Raw genomic sequence first — 16,398 nt, 5'->3', positions numbered from 1 at the left:
AAAATACCATAGGCTCACAGAGCCTTGCTTCTTGTCAAGGCCGCCGGTAACGGCGTTCATTTTAGCCTTGACAAGAGTGCTTATGGTATAATGATAAAGATTTTTTCTTGGATTTTGTAATAATATAGAAAAATTATAATAATATAACATTTATAATCCTATACAGGATGAGGCAATAAAAAAAATTGCAAACTTCTACTTGACACAAACGAAATTATTTTTTACATTGAATACAGTTAATCCAAGATGATATAATAATAATAGGACGATTTGCAATTCCGTTTCCAGACGGGAAGCAATAAGCAGTTGGCAAATATGCTGATTGCTTATTGTTTTTAGGGAAAAGTAATAGCGGTAGGCTTTATTTATAGAATAGAGAAAAACCTACCAAACATCCGGTAGGTTTTTGTTCCCTTTTTGTTCCCTTTTTGATTTTTAAACTGGCGCCGGATTTTGAGTGGGATGATAAAAAAATTGCTAATCTTTTGCTAATCTGTCATTGACAAAACGTGAAAAAATATGATTAAATATAAAAAGTGATTCTAGTATTTTCAATGCTTGCGACAATCTATGAAATACTGAGAAAGCACAAAGTCAGTTCGAAACCATCCTGACTATAAACAAAACTACGGAGGAGTGAAACAATGAAAAAAACAAATTTCTTAGTACAGGCGGCACTGATTGGCGCTATTTATGCTGTGATGACCATAGCCTTTGCACCTATTAGTTATGGACAAATCCAGGTGAGGATTTCGGAAGCTTTGACGGTTCTACCAGCCTTTACTCCGGCAGCGATTCCAGGGTTATTTGTAGGGTGCATCATAGCAAACATCTATGGTGGAAATGGAATGGTAGATATTGTATTCGGCAGTTTGGCAACTTTGCTGGCGGCGTTCTTGTCCTATAAAATGCCGAAAAAATGGTTGGTACCGTTGCCACCGGTGATTGTGAATGGAATCGTGGTAGGGTTTATACTAAATTACTTGTATCAACTGCCTTTGTTTATTACTATGGCCTGGGTAGCTTTGGGTCAAATGATAGCTTGTTATGTATTGGGATATCCATTGCTGCTTGGGTTAGAAAAATATAAGGATAGAATTTTTAAGGTATAAAGAGTAAAAAGTCGTCCATCCCCAATAGTGCAAAAACCTATGGAGATTGACGACTTTTCGATTTTATAGATAAATGTAGTGATAGAAATGTGCAGGAAGTGTTAGATGAAATTATTGGAGGCAAATATGAATTTCATGTTTTAGCGGCATGATCAAAGTGCTGAAAATAGCAGTCAAAATGATCTCCGAATTTTGTCTGTAATGTATCATCAATGGTCAGGAAAACAGTAGAATTCTTCAATGTATCAGGAATTAAGGCAATGGCAATATCTGGGGTAATTTTTATCAGCTCTTCCGTAGGAAAATGAACAAGGTGACAATATTTCAATACATATTGCTCTATTGTTTAAATCTATGAATCTTTAGATATACTAATCATATCAGATACCTCCTAGAGTTTTTTGTTGGTAAAATTAGTATTCCTAGGACTCAGGTATCTGATTTTGTTGTTTTTATCCAGTTAATTCATGATTTCTTGTAAAGTGGTCTTATCTTGTATAGATGAACCAAGTAACGATAGAGATAAAATTGAAGAAAATGCATAAATCGACAAAAAAATCCATTTTCCGACAAAGGAAATTTTTCTTTTTTGTAGAATGTAATTGACAAAGATATTAGATTTTGAACTAACAAAAAAACAGCAGGAAAGAAGATTATTTCTTACTGTGGAATTCCTTGTAGGTAAGCTACAATAAAATTGTTATAGTTTGCCAGATATAATGACCTGTCAAACACAAAATAGTAAGTTTCAATTCCTTATAGGAATACTATCATAGTAATTTTACTTGAATATAAAAAAAAAATCAATTAGTGTGTTATGTTTATTGTGTTTAATTTTTGGAAATCATAAATATTGTAATTAGTTTTTACCATAAATAATACCTGTAAACAAAAATAGTAATAAGACTAGAAAAGAGAATAAAGATGAAGAAGGCCCAAAAAACTGATATTGTAAAAACGGAACAGGAAAAAATTGGAAAAGAATTTAAATTTGTCTTGAGGATAAGTGCAACTGCTAAATCTGAGCGAAAAAAAGGCATCAATAAATAAAAAAATCGGCAGTCTGTGGAAAGTGCTATACGAAAGAGGGTAGCAGTTAGTAGCGAGGAAAAATTGTATATTCCATGTGCAGTTTTTCCTCGAAAAACTATACCTATTTTATTTAGGAGGTGAAATAAATGATACAAGCAATCAGAAAAATTGGAGTACCATTGGAAAAATCTAGTATGGAGGACCAGGTTGAAGCATTGATTGTTCCGGTACAATCAGGGGAAGAAAACAGAATTGTTGTCATGGACTTTGATTTGCATTATGGGCAAATACGGTTTGAGTTATTTCCATTAACAGAGGAAGCCGTAAAAAAGTATTTTTATATTGGTACTGCTGATGGCCCTGCAAGTCTCCAGTGGATGTTGACTGGAATAAAGCCAGATTACATTATTTCCCAGTCAATACCTTCCCTTATAAAGATAATTCCTCATGGAGAAATGAAAGAGCTATTGGTGCAGGTACTAAATACTTTCTATTACGACTATGGTAAGCAGGAAAAAAACAAGGAGCGGTATAGATATGTATTAAATGTAGAAAAGTATTTGGGGTTATCTACGATGAACCAACTTCTTACGGATTCAGAAGGTGATATAAAGAAAACGGTCAGTGAAGCAGCAAAGGCGGTAACAGGGTATGTTACAAAAAAATGGGAGGTCAAAACCAAGAACATATCTTTATGGACTGTAACAATTAATGGGGAGATTATACAGCAAAGGAAGGAATATCAAGAGCTGGCATGGCGGTTGAAAGAGGCTCACTTTGAAAATGCTGCTAAAGGAATTTGTTATTTATGCAATAAAAAAGAGCCTGTGTCCTCCGACACAGGAAAACTCAAAATGAATTATTATATTACCCAGAAGGTAAATTTCGCCAGTTATTTAAAAGATTTTGACAAGAACATGAGACTATGTAAGACATGTCACCGACAGCTAATCTTAGGAGAAATTTATGCCATGCGAAGATTTAAAGGTTCGATTGGCAAGCTGAAATTTCTTATGCTTCCCGAATTGTTATTTGATGAGGATACGATGCGATGGAAAATTGAAGATATTCATAATGCCTACTTACATGCCCATACTATCATCGATTATAAACAAGCTCAGAAAATTAATCGAGATTATTTAAAACAGATGAAAAGAGACATGACAAATCAGTATACCTTCCACTTTTTATTCTACATGAAGCAGCAGCTGGAATTTCGCGTACTCCGTTTGATTAAAGATGTGGCACCGTCACGAATTTATGCGATACAACGTGCGATACTCAATGGAAAATTGTTTGGCGAAAAATGGTTTGAGTGGGATGAGGGAGATACCAAAAAGTGGATGATGGCTTTTGAACAAATTTATTATTTGTTCCCTATTCATGAAGGGGATCGAGATACCATAGAGCACAGAAGACTTTTAAAATTATACGATGCAATTTTTACAGGTGAGTTGATCGATAAAAAAATGGTTATAGAAAAGCTGGTGCAGTTAGCCAAAGTATACCATCTTGAACAAACCGACTCTTTTCAGCTTAAAAAACCGCAAGATAAGGAATATGCTATGATCGGGGGTGTATTAAAGGGAATTGTGTTGCTTCGATATTTAGAAGAATTATCAGTGTTAAAGGGAGGTGAAGCCATGGACACTTCTATATTAAGGATAGGAGCAGGTTATAAAGCGTTTATTGAAGAAGTCGGTTACAATGAACAACAGGCTGCAATGATACTGCTTGGGAAGCTGATCTATGAAATAGGAGAAGCCCAAAAAGAAAACAGACTGACATCAAAACCAATCTTGAACAAAATTAATTTTCAAGGAATGACGTTGAATAAGATTCAACTGCTGACCCTCAGTGTATTTGAAAAATTAAAGCAGTATAAGCTTATGACCAATGAAAAAACGGGCTATTTTATTGAAGCAGTTTACAGCGATTTTAAAATGTTGTTTGATCGAAATCAGGATAAGTGGCAACTGTCTCCACAGGAGAATGTATTTTATATTCTGTCTGGCTATGCTTTGGGTAGCAGGCCCATTAATCAAAGGAAACAGGAAGGAGAGAAAGAAAATGATAAACAACAGTGACATCTTATTTTTATATGATGCTAAGCTGACAAACCCCAATGGAGATGCCGATGATGAGAACAAGCCTCGAATGGATTATGAAACTTTCACTAATTTGGTAAGTGATGTGCGTCTAAAACGATATATTAGGGATTATTTGATAGAAAGAGGCTATGAAATATTTGTTGCTCAACCGGAAGGCAAACCGGTTACTGCTACACAACGAATTGAAAATATTTTTGAAAAGTATGATGGGAAAGTAGATATGAAGAAATTGAATGAAGAAGAGGTCAAATGGCTGCTAGATCAGCTGTTGGATGTTCGCCTTTTTGGAGCAACTATGCCTATAAAAAGCGACGCAGGAAAGGGCGGGTCCCTGACCTTTACAGGACCGGTACAGTTCAATTGGGGCTATTCATTAAATCCCGTAACCTTGGTGGATTCAAGCACAATCACCTCCCGATTCAGTTCGGAAGCGGATAAAGCTACCACGATTGGAAAGGATTATAGAGTATATTATTCTCTCATTGCATTTCATGGAGTTGTCAGTGCAAAAAGAGCTATCCATACGGGAATGACGCAAGAAGACTTGAAACTAATGGAGGAAGCTCTGATCAAGGCGATTCCCCTTTTGGCTACACGCAGTAAAATCGGGCAATATCCAAGACTATATTTGAGAGTTGAGTATGATAGCCCTGATTTTCTGATTGGCGATCTAAGAGAGTATATTCCAAATTTAAAGAATCCTGTTATCCGAGATATTTCTGATTATACAGTAGATCTGGAAGATTTGAGAAATTTATTGATCAAGCGTGCAGATAAAATCAAAGCCATTTATTGGTGGCATCATGAACAATTGAAGCTGCAAAGTGCTTTAGGCAGTGGTTCTTTGAATCATGTATTCGGAGATGAATTGACCTCTAAATTACAAGCGTTGCCTCTTTAGGAGGTGTTTGATTTGAATCACACGAACATATTGGTATGTGATCTAGAAGGGACCTTTGCTCATTTTCGAAAATTTTATACTAATTCTTCTTCCCTATCCTATGCATTCCCACCTCCCACAACGATTGCAGGTTTAGTGGCTGGGATTATGGGTATAGAAAGGGATCAGTATTATAGTATTTTGTCGGGAAAGGATTTTCGAAGTGCAGTAGAAATATGTTACCCTGTAAGGAAATTGATACAGACTGTAAATTATGTATTTGTCACTTCCTTGGGGGATGTAAATAAAGTAAAAGGGTCAACCCAAGTCCCTTTTGAATTGGTTGTCGGAAAAAAAATAGATGACAATATATACAGCAAGTTAAGATATCGTCTGTATTTGACCCATAGGGATAAAAAAATATATACAGAATTAAAGGAAAGGTTGCAAAACCATACCTATGTATACCCTCCATATTTAGGAGTCACCGAATGTACAGGCAAACTAACCTTTGTAACGGAGATATTTGCAGAGCAGTTGAGCATTATTCCGCCAGGACAGCTTGTTACGTTAGATACAGTGTGTAATGTGGATTATATAGAGAAAGGTTCTTTAGAATTGAATTTTGACAAGGCGGTAAGTTATATAAAGGAATTAGTACCTGTAGAATTTGATGAAACTAGGCTACTGACGTCCTCGGGCTCTTTTGTTTATGAGCAAGAGGGGAAGGGGATTACAGCAAAATTCAATATTCCTGTCATAAAACTACAAGTGAATGGGGAGGAAAAAAATATCTCTTGGCTTCAGGAGGTAACAAGTTATGAAAATTTATTCCCATATTAAAAAAGATGAAGCAGGCAATATAGCATATCAAAAAGAATTGATTCGACATTTGAAGGAGGTTGGGGAAGGGGTTAATCAGTGTTCACCCCTTCCTTGCACTGATGATGATTACTGGATTAGAAAAATCGGAAGACTAATCGCCTATGGGCATGATTTTGGGAAATGTACCTCCTTTTTTCAAAGTTATTTGATAGATGGAAAGGGAAGGCCCCCATATCATTATCATTCTTTTATTTCTTCTTTATGGACAGCATATATAATACAGGAAGAATTAAAGGATTCTAAAAATCAAAAGAGCAAATCATGGACGAAATATGCTCCCTTGCTGGGATATTTTGTTGTCTACTATCATCATAATGATTTAGGTTCGCTAGAAGCGATACTGGATGAGGATTTATTATCAGATGATGAAATGCTTTTGATTGCCAGCCTAGATTGCAACGGAAAAGATAAGATTGAATTATTTCATACACAGACCAAAGACCTGTTACAAAGGAAAGAGATTGTAGAAGCAATCTATCATGAATTGATGGAAAGTGAGATTTCGTTAGATATGTTTGTGAATGGGTTTGAAAAATTGGTTCAAGAGTTGAACAGATTAAAAAACGATTATTTGAACGAAGAGGATGAATGCAGGAATCAGTGTTTTATTTTTCTACAGCTGCTGTATTCTTTGCTATTGGATGGAGACAAGCACAGCGCAGCTGATATATCTTTTGTGGAGAGGAGAGAGATACCAAGGGACTTGGTAGTGAACTACGTAGAAAGGGAATTACACAAAAGAAATGAAAATGTTCTAGATTTCATCCGTGAAGATTTTTTTAGAACAGCTAACCAATGTATAAAATTTTTTGATCTTCAACAGCGGATTTATACCATGACCTCTCCAACAGGATCAGGGAAAACGCTGACATCTTTATCTATAGCTTTAAAAATGAGGGAAATGATTAAAGAACACAAGCTTTATATGCCTAGGGTTATCTATAGTCTGCCCTTTACTAGTATTATTGACCAGAATTTTCATGTATACGAAAGCGTTTTAAAGCAGATAGAGGATTTTTCCTATTCAGAAAGTATGTTTTTATTGAAACACCACCATTTGGCAGAAATTGGATACAAGGAAAATAATCAAGATAAGCCTATTGAAGAATCGGTTTTATTGATGGAGAGTTGGGAATCTGAAATTATAGTGACAACATTTTATCAGTTGTTGCACACGCTGATAGGCTATAAAAATAGCTATTTAAAAAAATTTCATCAAATTGCAGGAAGCATTATTATTCTGGATGAAGTTCAAAATGTTCCCGCAGAGTATTGGCCATTGCTTGAGAACATCTTTACGATGATAAGCAAATACATGGGTTGCTATATATTGTTGCTGACTGCTACAAAACCGTTGATATTTACACAAGGACAGGCGAGAGAATGGCTGCCACAGGAAAAAATTCAAGAATATTACTCCAGATTAAATCGTACAAAAATCATCAGGCACTTTCCTGAACATGACACGGATGTCTTCTTCTCTATTGAGGAGTGGAAGTCTGCTTTTGAGAAGCTATATCAACTTGGGAATTCTTATTTGCTACTATTCAATACCATACAGACTTCTATAGAAATTTATCGCTATTTGACCCAAAATGCATACTACGATGGAATAGAAATATTTTATTTGTCAACAAATGTTACACCCTATGAACGGATTCAGCTTATTGGGAAAATTAAAGAAATGTTGGATCGAGGAGAGCCATTAATCTTAGTATCTACGCAGGTGGTGGAGGCTGGTGTAAATTTGGACTTTGACGCAGTAGTCCGTGATTTAGCCCCGATTGACAGTATTGTCCAAGCAGCCGGTAGAGCAAATCGCCATTATAAAAAAGAAGTTTCTCCTTCACCAGTTCATATTTTACCGATCCGACGTAGTCATATAAGTGATTGTGCTATGGTATATGGTGATATTCATACATCAATAGCAAAAGAAATGGTAACAGGTATTATAGAAGAAAAACAATATTATCAGTGGATTGAAGATTTTTTCAGGGAAAAGGCCAGAAAAACAAATACAGAAGTATCCAAATATCTTGAAAAGGCATTAAGAAATTTTATGTACAAAGTAGAAAACAAAAAGAAAGGAGAAATTACTGTTTCTGATTTTCGCCTGATAAAGGAACGATTAGATATGTGTCCTTGTTTCATTGAATTGGATGAGGTTGATGAAAAAGGAAATAGTGCAGCGGCGATATGGAATCAATATATGAAGGAAGTTTTGGAAGAAAGTGATGTTTTCAAACGAAAAGAGGCTTTTTATAAAATCAGAAAAGATTTTCAAGCCTATGTGATTTCGATTCCCTACGAAAGAGCTAAATTTTTTAGACATTATGAAAAAGGAAATATTTATAAACCTGATCAGTCACTAGAATTTTATTATGAGAAGAATGGCATCGGTTTTATTAGAAAGACTGATGATGCAGATACATGGTGTATTTAGAAATTGAACTGGAGGATGAGAAATGTATTTGAAAATCACAATGCAAGCTCGGAATAAAAAAGAAATTCGCCTTCCCCTTCAATATAACTATTATTTACAGGGATTGATCTATAAATTATTAGAAGGGGATTTGGCCAGATTTCTTCATGAAAAAGGCTTTCAACTAGAGAAGAGACAATTCAAAATGTTTTGTTTTTCTCAATTGATCGGAAATTATAAAATTGCTTTAGGGAAAAAAGAAATTATTTTTGAGAATCAGGTAGTTTTGTATATTTCTTCTCCAATGGAAATATTTTTAAGGCAGTTGAGCAATTCATTTCTTCTGAATCAGAATATTTTTATAGGAGATCAATGCTTAGAAGTACAAAATATCTGTATAGAAAAATCCCCTGAAATAGAGGATAAAGTGGTTGTCCAAACTCTTTCGCCGGTAACAGCTTACAGCACGTTATATAAAGCTGAGGGCAGTAAATATACCTGTTATTTTCATCCGAAAGATAAAGAATTTCAGGAGTTGATTACGGCAAATCTTTGCAAAAAATATCAAGCATTTTATGGACAAGAGGTGGAAGATAGTTTTTTTATCATTCATCCATTGGGAAAAATACGCCAACATGTGGTGAATTATAAGGGCATTTTTATAAAAGGGTATTCTGGCAAATTTTTATTATGCGGAAATAAACAACTGATAACGATGGCTTTGGAATCTGGAATAGGCAGCAAAAACAGCCAAGGTTTTGGCTGTGTACAGATTGCTAAATCTGATGGAAAGAAGGATTTTCACATAATATAAGAGATGATCTATTGCATGAAACGGCGGTGAAGTCTATGGAAGACCTAAAAGTAACCGGCACCCTTATCTGGTATTATTATATTTGCAAACGAGAAGTGTGGTTGATGGCCCATGGCATTGTTGCAGACCAGGACAATCAATATATTGATCTGGGAAGATTTATACAGGAGCAAAGCTATCAGCGGGATAGAAAGGAAATATCCTTGGGAAATATCAAGTTGGATGTATTCAGGAAAGAGCAAGGACAGATTGTTATCGGTGAAGTGAAAAAGAGTTCTAAATTTATAGATAGTGCCAGAATGCAGCTAGCCTATTATCTATATGAATTAGAGCAGAAGGGGATCAAGGGAAGCGGGGTTTTGATGTTCCCCAAGGAAAAGAAAAAAGAAGAGGTTGTTCTGACAGATACTGTTAAAGTAGAGTTGGACAAAGTGGTAAGGGATATTCTACGGATTATCTATGAACCAAAACCTCAGCCACCTGAGAAGATATCCTACTGTCGAAACTGTGGTTACAACGAATTCTGTTGGTCCTAAGGGGGAATGGGAATGAAAAAGACTATCTATATTTTTAATGATGGCGTATTAAAGAGAAAGGACAATACCATAGCTTTTGAAACAGAAGAAGATAGAAAGGTATTGCCAATTGAAGATATCAGTGACATTTTTATTTTCGGGGAAGTGGAGCTGAATAAGAAGTTTTTGGACTACATGTCCCAAAAGGAAATTATCCTCCATTTCTTTAATTATTACGGATACTACACTGGTTCCTATTACCCCAGGGAACACCTGAATTCAGGGTACATGACCCTAAAGCAAGCTGAGCATTATCTAGAGGAAGGAAAAAGACAGCTAATCGCATCCAAAATTGTAGAAGGTAGTGCCCAAAATATGATAAATGTGGTAAAATACTATAGTAGCAGGGAAAAAGAGGTTTCTGATATTGAAGAAAGCATTCAACAGCTTCGTCAAGGAATTAGCCATTGTCAGAATACCAGTGAACTGATGGGGGTGGAAGGAAATATTCGAGAGGCCTATTACAAGGCTTTCGATCGGATTATCGAGAATGAGGATTTTAGATTTGAACAGCGGACCAAAAGGCCCCCCAAGAATCATCTGAATGCACTAATCAGTTTTGGCAATTCCATGTTGTATGTACTGGTACTAGGGGAAATCTATAAAACTCATCTGGACCCAAGGATTGGATATCTACATACTACCAACTTCAGACGATTCACCTTAAATCTAGACATAGCGGAAATCTTCAAGCCTATTATTGTTGATAGAATTATCTTTACACTGCTGGGTAAAAACATGCTGAAAAAGAGCGATTTTGATGATGATCTAGAAGGTGTTTTGCTAAAAGAACAGGGAAGAAAGCGTTTTGTAGAAGAGTTTGATAAACGGATGAAGACTACCATTAAACACAGGCTGTTGGGACGAGAGGTTTCCTATAGGAGATTGATCCGGATGGAGTTGTATAAGCTGGAAAAACACTTGATGGGAGAAGAAGCGTATACTCCTTATGTGTCCAGATGGTAAGGGGCTGATCTGATGTTTGTAATACTGGTATACGATGTAGAACAGAAAAGGGTTGCCAAGGTGCTGAAGACATGTAGGAAATACTTGTATTGGGTGCAGAATTCTGTTTTAGAGGGCGAAATTACAGAGGCAAATCTGGTGAAATTAAAAACAGAATTGGAGAAAATCATCCATAGGGATACAGATTCCATAATTATCTACAGATTTAGAACCACTCGATATTCAGCTATTGAAACTTTGGGGATTAAAAAAGGCGGGGAGGAAAACATCCTATAACTGTTAAATTATAAGAGAAAAGAAACACTAAGATGAATATAAAAATGTCGTCGATCCCCAATAATGTAAAAAAGCCTGGAGATCGACGACAAAGTATAAATGAACAAATCCGTGTTTTTCAACAATTACATTTTTTACTCGAACTTAACTTCAAATTATCTTAATTTGAATATCGGGTATTTTCAAGCTTTTTAATGGGTTGATAGACTTCCTATGAGGAATTGAAACCCTTGAAATGGTAGATCCTATAGATGCTTATGAATTTTGTTGATAGACTTCCTATGAGGAATTGAAACGATGCATTAACTGAACCCATGATAAGAAAACAAAGAGTTGATAGACTTCCTATGAGGAATTGAAACCAAAAGCGGAAAAGTTATTTGGATAGATTCATTCATGTTGATAGACTTCCTATGAGGAATTGAAACCGTCAATGCTTCCACAGTGAATACATACATAAGGCGGTTCGTTGATAGACTTCCTATGAGGAATTGAAACGCAGTACAGATGGCAGCCAGGGAGAGAGGGTATAGGTTGATAGACTTCCTATGAGGAATTGAAACTCTTCCGGTGAAGCAATTATCGTTAGAATGGCCGGAAGTTGATAGACTTCCTATGAGGAATTGAAACTGCTCACAGGACGTTTTACGGTGGAACCATTTCTGCGTTGATAGACTTCCTATGAGGAATTGAAACTTAAGAGGAGGTAGCGACGATGAGTAAATTTTTGGACGTTGATAGACTTCCTATGAGGAATTGAAACTTCGGTCAATCTTCCAAACAACCAGGTGCGTGAATTCAGTTGATAGACTTCCTATGAGGAATTGAAACCATGATGTAATGCCCTACATGGTAATAGACGGAAAGCGTTGATAGACTTCCTATGAGGAATTGAAACTCTTGAGCATAGCCTCACCCATAGCAGATGAGGTAGTTGATAGACTTCCTATGAGGAATTGAAACCGCTACGAATGACGAAATCCGCAAGGAGTATGGAAAGGTTGATAGACTTCCTATGAGGAATTGAAACTGACTCAAAGGGAAAATTCAGAAATGATAACGGTGGTTGATAGACTTCCTATGAGGAATTGAAACCTCAGAACAACCAAGAATTGAAGTGGTCATTCAGACGTTGATAGACTTCCTATGAGGAATTGAAACATAATCAAGACCAAAAGATTATAAAATACCTGAAAAGTTGATAGACTTCCTATGAGGAATTGAAACTTTCATGTTCCAGCCTTTCCTCAAGCTTTTGTTGAATGTTGATAGACTTCCTATGAGGAATTGAAACTTCGAAACACTCTTCGGCTTCCTTTTCTTTGGATCTGGTTGATAGACTTCCTATGAGGAATTGAAACGCTTCATTTCGAAGTAAAACTCTTGCCATGCCTGCAGTTGATAGACTTCCTATGAGGAATTGAAACCTTCATCACCCCACCAGGAATATTCACTAATTGGCCGTTGATAGACTTCCTATGAGGAATTGAAACACCAGGAAAGAAAGGCCAGCTGCTGTAATTCATAAAGTTGATAGACTTCCTATGAGGAATTGAAACCTTATATCCAGACTCAAAATAGAATTTGAGGGACCTGTTGATAGACTTCCTATGAGGAATTGAAACCCGTTTGCATACTGCTTCGCAATGTAGGTTCTCTCAGTTGATAGACTTCCTATGAGGAATTGAAACTCGGCTGTCAAATAAGTTGTTTGTGGGAAGATTTTAGGTTGATAGACTTCCTATGAGGAATTGAAACTCGGCTGTCAAATAAGTTGTTTGTGGGAAGATTTTAGGTTGATAGACTTCCTATGAGGAATTGAAACAAATGTGTACTTAGAATCCCAAGTCTTTCATTTTGGTTGATAGACTTCCTATGAGGAATTGAAACCCTGAAAATTGGGACGATATGGACATTGGCGCCAGAAGTTGATAGACTTCCTATGAGGAATTGAAACATAGTTCAGGGCTTTCATAGATGTTCACGCTTCTCCCCGTTGATAGACTTCCTATGAGGAATTGAAACTCTCTTCTTTTTTCGTAAGGCGGGTTAGGACAATCTCCGTTGATAGACTTCCTATGAGGAATTGAAACAGCCACATTCTTGACAGGCATATTCTCTATTAATCAGTTGATAGACTTCCTATGAGGAATTGAAACTGCTTTGGTACTGTATAAATGCACTATCTTCTTCCGAGTTGATAGACTTCCTATGAGGAATTGAAACTAGCGATAGATTCAAAGACATCGCCACCACTGGAAGTTGATAGACTTCCTATGAGGAATTGAAACGGAGTAGAAGAATCCCAGGCTGATTTATGGCAGATTGTTGATAGACTTCCTATGAGGAATTGAAACATTGCAAATAATCTACAATTAGCACATCAAATTTTTGTGTTGATAGACTTCCTATGAGGAATTGAAACAATTTTGAATAGTACCACCTACTTGTTCGGCAAATCGTTGATAGACTTCCTATGAGGAATTGAAACAATTTTGAATAGTACCACCTACTTGTTCGGCAAATCGTTGATAGACTTCCTATGAGGAATTGAAACAATTTTGAATAGTACCACCTACTTGTTCGGCAAATCGTTGATAGACTTCCTATGAGGAATTGAAACAATTTTGAATAGTACCACCTACTTGTTCGGCAAATCGTTGATAGACTTCCTATGAGGAATTGAAACTAGTACACTTCGGTTGCAAGTTCTTCCACACACACATGTTGATAGACTTCCTATGAGGAATTGAAACTTTCGTCAGGGTTTTCAACGAGACCTAAAAGATAATATTGATAGACTTCCTATGAGGAATTGAAACTATACCTCAACCATCATACAAACCACATCATCACCTGGGTTGATAGACTTCCTATGAGGAATTGAAACGGGGGAAAGTGGTTTTCAGACTCTCTCACGACAGTACAGTTGATAGACTTCCTATGAGGAATTGAAACAGCCACATTCTTGACAGGCATATTCTCTATTAATCAGTTGATAGACTTCCTATGAGGAATTGAAACTGCTTTGGTACTGTATAAATGCACTATCTTCTTCCGAGTTGATAGACTTCCTATGAGGAATTGAAACTAGCGATAGATTCAAAGACATCGCCACCACTGGAAGTTGATAGACTTCCTATGAGGAATTGAAACGGAGTAGAAGAATCCCAGGCTGATTTATGGCAGATTGTTGATAGACTTCCTATGAGGAATTGAAACATTGCAAATAATCTACAATTAGCACATCAAATTTTTGTGTTGATAGACTTCCTATGAGGAATTGAAACAATTTTGAATAGTACCACCTACTTGTTCGGCAAATCGTTGATAGACTTCCTATGAGGAATTGAAACTTGTTTTTATCGTACATTCCATATTTTGCCTGATCATGTTGATAGACTTCCTATGAGGAATTGAAACTATTGAATAAAAAATAATAAGTTTTCTGTGTTGTACTAGTTGATAGACTTCCTATGAGGAATTGAAACTTGATCCACTCGTCGGGTATCCAGTCTCCGAACAGGGTTGATAGACTTCCTATGAGGAATTGAAACTATATCTAGAAATGGGATGTTGTCATTTTGAATATGGTTGATAGACTTCCTATGAGGAATTGAAACGACAATTGTTCGCTTGTGTAATATTGACTTAGCGAAGTTGATAGACTTCCTATGAGGAATTGAAACTTATATGTTTCTCTTTCCTTATCCTCCTGTTCTTTTCGTTGATAGACTTCCTATGAGGAATTGAAACAAAGAACTGATACTAAATATTGCTAATATATATGATTGTTGATAGACTTCCTATGAGGAATTGAAACTCAGATAGAGAATGGATATGTCCTGAATGTGGAGTGTTGATAGACTTCCTATGAGGAATTGAAACATTGCTATCATACATGATGGAAAGTTTGTAGAGTTTGGTTGATAGACTTCCTATGAGGAATTGAAACTATAGAATACACAAACAATGATGTTAAAAATGATTTTGGTTGATAGACTTCCTATGAGGAATTGAAACTTTTTACCCCCTTTTTAGTAGTCCCAGGCGCCCGCGTTGATAGACTTCCTATGAGGAATTGAAACTAAGTAGCCAGTCTAAAATGCACCGACTAACGAAAAGTTGATAGACTTCCTATGAGGAATTGAAACGAGGACGCCCTGGAATGGGGCGTAAGACAAAGGGAAGGTTGATAGACTTCCTATGAGGAATTGAAACGAAATAGTACAGCTAGCATTAGCAAGCTGTAGCGTATGGTTGATAGACTTCCTATGAGGAATTGAAACAAATTCAATACTAGTTTATTGAGATACAATCCGTTCTGTTGATAGACTTCCTATGAGGAATTGAAACTATCTAGAATCGAATTAAGCAACCAAAACAGAGATAATGTTGATAGACTTCCTATGAGGAATTGAAACTCACATTTCTTTTCCTCATTTTTAATAATATCTTGAAGTTGATAGACTTCCTATGAGGAATTGAAACTGTTGATCGGTTTTGTGTTTTTAATCGCTTCGTCAAGTTGATAGACTTCCTATGAGGAATTGAAACATGAATCGGGGGGTCAAAATGAATAAACCAAAGATAGGTTGATAGACTTCCTATGAGGAATTGAAACAAATGCCCAAAATATCAATATAATATTGGAGGTTTTAAGTTGATAGACTTCCTATGAGGAATTGAAACTTGAAGAAGATGCCTGAGGCAAGAAGAGAACTGCATGAGTTGATAGACTTCCTATGAGGAATTGAAACTCTTGCTCAAGCTTCCGGTAAAACAAAAGCGGAAGTACGTTGATAGACTTCCTATGAGGAATTGAAACGAGATAACCTAAGTCTTTTGCGATTTGCTCTAATAATTCAGTTGATAGACTTCCTATGAGGAATTGAAACCCAATTAACCCTATTATAAGCGTTGAAAAAACAGGTGAGTTGATAGACTTCCTATGAGGAATTGAAACCCGTACTGCTTTTCTGCCTCTGTGACCAGCGCTAGGTTGATAGACTTCCTATGAGGAATTGAAACTGCACTGTTGTGTACGATGTTGAGTTTGAACTCAGAGGTTGATAGACTTCCTATGAGGAATTGAAACATGTATGAAAACAATCTATTATTTGCATAGCTATCTGTTGATAGACTTCCTATGAGGAATTGAAACCTTTTGTAAGGGCAATTTCATGCCCTTGTTTTTCGTGCGCCCGGCATGGGCAGTAACTTGGCGGTGAAAGTCCGCTATGGGCTTGGCAGTGGGAACCATTAGCCAAAGGCAAGGGTGTCCATCGTGAGGTGGAATCTGAAGGAAGCCGGAGGCAAAGTCCC

11 protein-coding genes and 1 CRISPR repeat array are annotated in these 16,398 nt (G+C 36.4%); of the genes, 10 read left to right on the top strand and 1 reads right to left on the bottom strand.

Annotated elements, in window-relative coordinates; translation table 11 throughout:
* Nucleotides 1–644 precede the first annotated feature (644 nt).
* A complete protein-coding gene (locus AN619_RS11985) occupies nucleotides 645–1,112 on the top strand; it encodes a QueT transporter family protein (RefSeq protein WP_068557285.1) in 468 nt (155 codons plus the stop codon).
* 133 nt (nucleotides 1,113–1,245) lie between these two features.
* Here AN619_RS11985 and AN619_RS11980 read toward each other — a convergent pair whose 3' ends face one another.
* Nucleotides 1,246–1,440, bottom strand: a complete 195-nt coding sequence (locus AN619_RS11980) for a hypothetical protein (protein WP_068557283.1) — start codon at nucleotides 1,438–1,440, stop codon at nucleotides 1,246–1,248.
* A 596-nt stretch (nucleotides 1,441–2,036) separates the two neighbouring features.
* Here AN619_RS11980 and AN619_RS16505 point away from each other — a divergent pair.
* From AN619_RS16505 to cas2, 9 genes are all read left to right on the top strand, one after another.
* Nucleotides 2,037–2,162 (top strand): hypothetical protein, encoded by a 126-nt coding sequence (locus AN619_RS16505; protein ID WP_278279903.1) that lies wholly within the window; start codon nucleotides 2,037–2,039, stop codon nucleotides 2,160–2,162.
* 128 nt (nucleotides 2,163–2,290) lie between these two features.
* Complete coding sequence (locus AN619_RS11975; RefSeq protein WP_068557281.1) at nucleotides 2,291–4,231, top strand: TIGR02556 family CRISPR-associated protein; 1,941 nt, start codon at nucleotides 2,291–2,293, stop codon at nucleotides 4,229–4,231.
* Nucleotides 4,215–5,156, top strand: a complete 942-nt coding sequence (cas7b, locus tag AN619_RS11970) for a type I-B CRISPR-associated protein Cas7/Csh2 (protein WP_068557279.1) — start codon at nucleotides 4,215–4,217, stop codon at nucleotides 5,154–5,156. Before AN619_RS11975 ends, cas7b begins: the two co-directional genes overlap by 17 nt.
* A gap of 12 nt (nucleotides 5,157–5,168) precedes the next feature.
* Entirely contained in the window at nucleotides 5,169–5,978 is an 810-nt protein-coding gene (cas5b, locus tag AN619_RS11965; protein ID WP_068557277.1) for a type I-B CRISPR-associated protein Cas5b, read from the top strand.
* Nucleotides 5,956–8,463 (top strand): CRISPR-associated helicase/endonuclease Cas3, encoded by a 2,508-nt coding sequence (locus AN619_RS11960; protein WP_068557274.1) that lies wholly within the window; start codon nucleotides 5,956–5,958, stop codon nucleotides 8,461–8,463. Before cas5b ends, AN619_RS11960 begins: the two co-directional genes overlap by 23 nt.
* A 22-nt stretch (nucleotides 8,464–8,485) precedes the next feature.
* Nucleotides 8,486–9,256: a CRISPR-associated endoribonuclease Cas6 gene (gene cas6 / locus AN619_RS11955; RefSeq protein ID WP_068557272.1), complete on the top strand. Its 771-nt coding sequence runs from the start codon at nucleotides 8,486–8,488 to the stop codon at nucleotides 9,254–9,256.
* Between the two features lie 11 nt (nucleotides 9,257–9,267).
* A complete protein-coding gene (gene cas4 / locus AN619_RS11950; protein ID WP_330382083.1) occupies nucleotides 9,268–9,792 on the top strand; it encodes a CRISPR-associated protein Cas4 in 525 nt (174 codons plus the stop codon).
* A gap of 12 nt (nucleotides 9,793–9,804) precedes the next feature.
* Nucleotides 9,805–10,797 carry a type I-B CRISPR-associated endonuclease Cas1b gene (cas1b, locus tag AN619_RS11945; RefSeq protein WP_068557270.1) on the top strand — a complete coding sequence of 331 codons (993 nt, stop codon included), beginning with the start codon at nucleotides 9,805–9,807 and terminating at the stop codon, nucleotides 10,795–10,797.
* A gap of 12 nt (nucleotides 10,798–10,809) precedes the next feature.
* Complete coding sequence (gene cas2, locus AN619_RS11940) at nucleotides 10,810–11,073, top strand: CRISPR-associated endonuclease Cas2 (RefSeq protein ID WP_068557268.1); 264 nt, start codon at nucleotides 10,810–10,812, stop codon at nucleotides 11,071–11,073.
* Nucleotides 11,074–11,271: 198 nt separating this feature from the next.
* A CRISPR array of direct repeats spans nucleotides 11,272–16,237; the repeat unit is 30 nt; unit sequence GTTGATAGACTTCCTATGAGGAATTGAAAC.
* Between the last annotated feature and the right edge of the window lie 161 nt (nucleotides 16,238–16,398).

This window comes from Thermotalea metallivorans (assembly GCF_001562415.1).
Classification (GTDB): Bacteria; Bacillota; Clostridia; order Peptostreptococcales; family Thermotaleaceae; genus Thermotalea; species Thermotalea metallivorans.
This window is presented reverse-complemented; position numbering and strand designations above follow the sequence as displayed.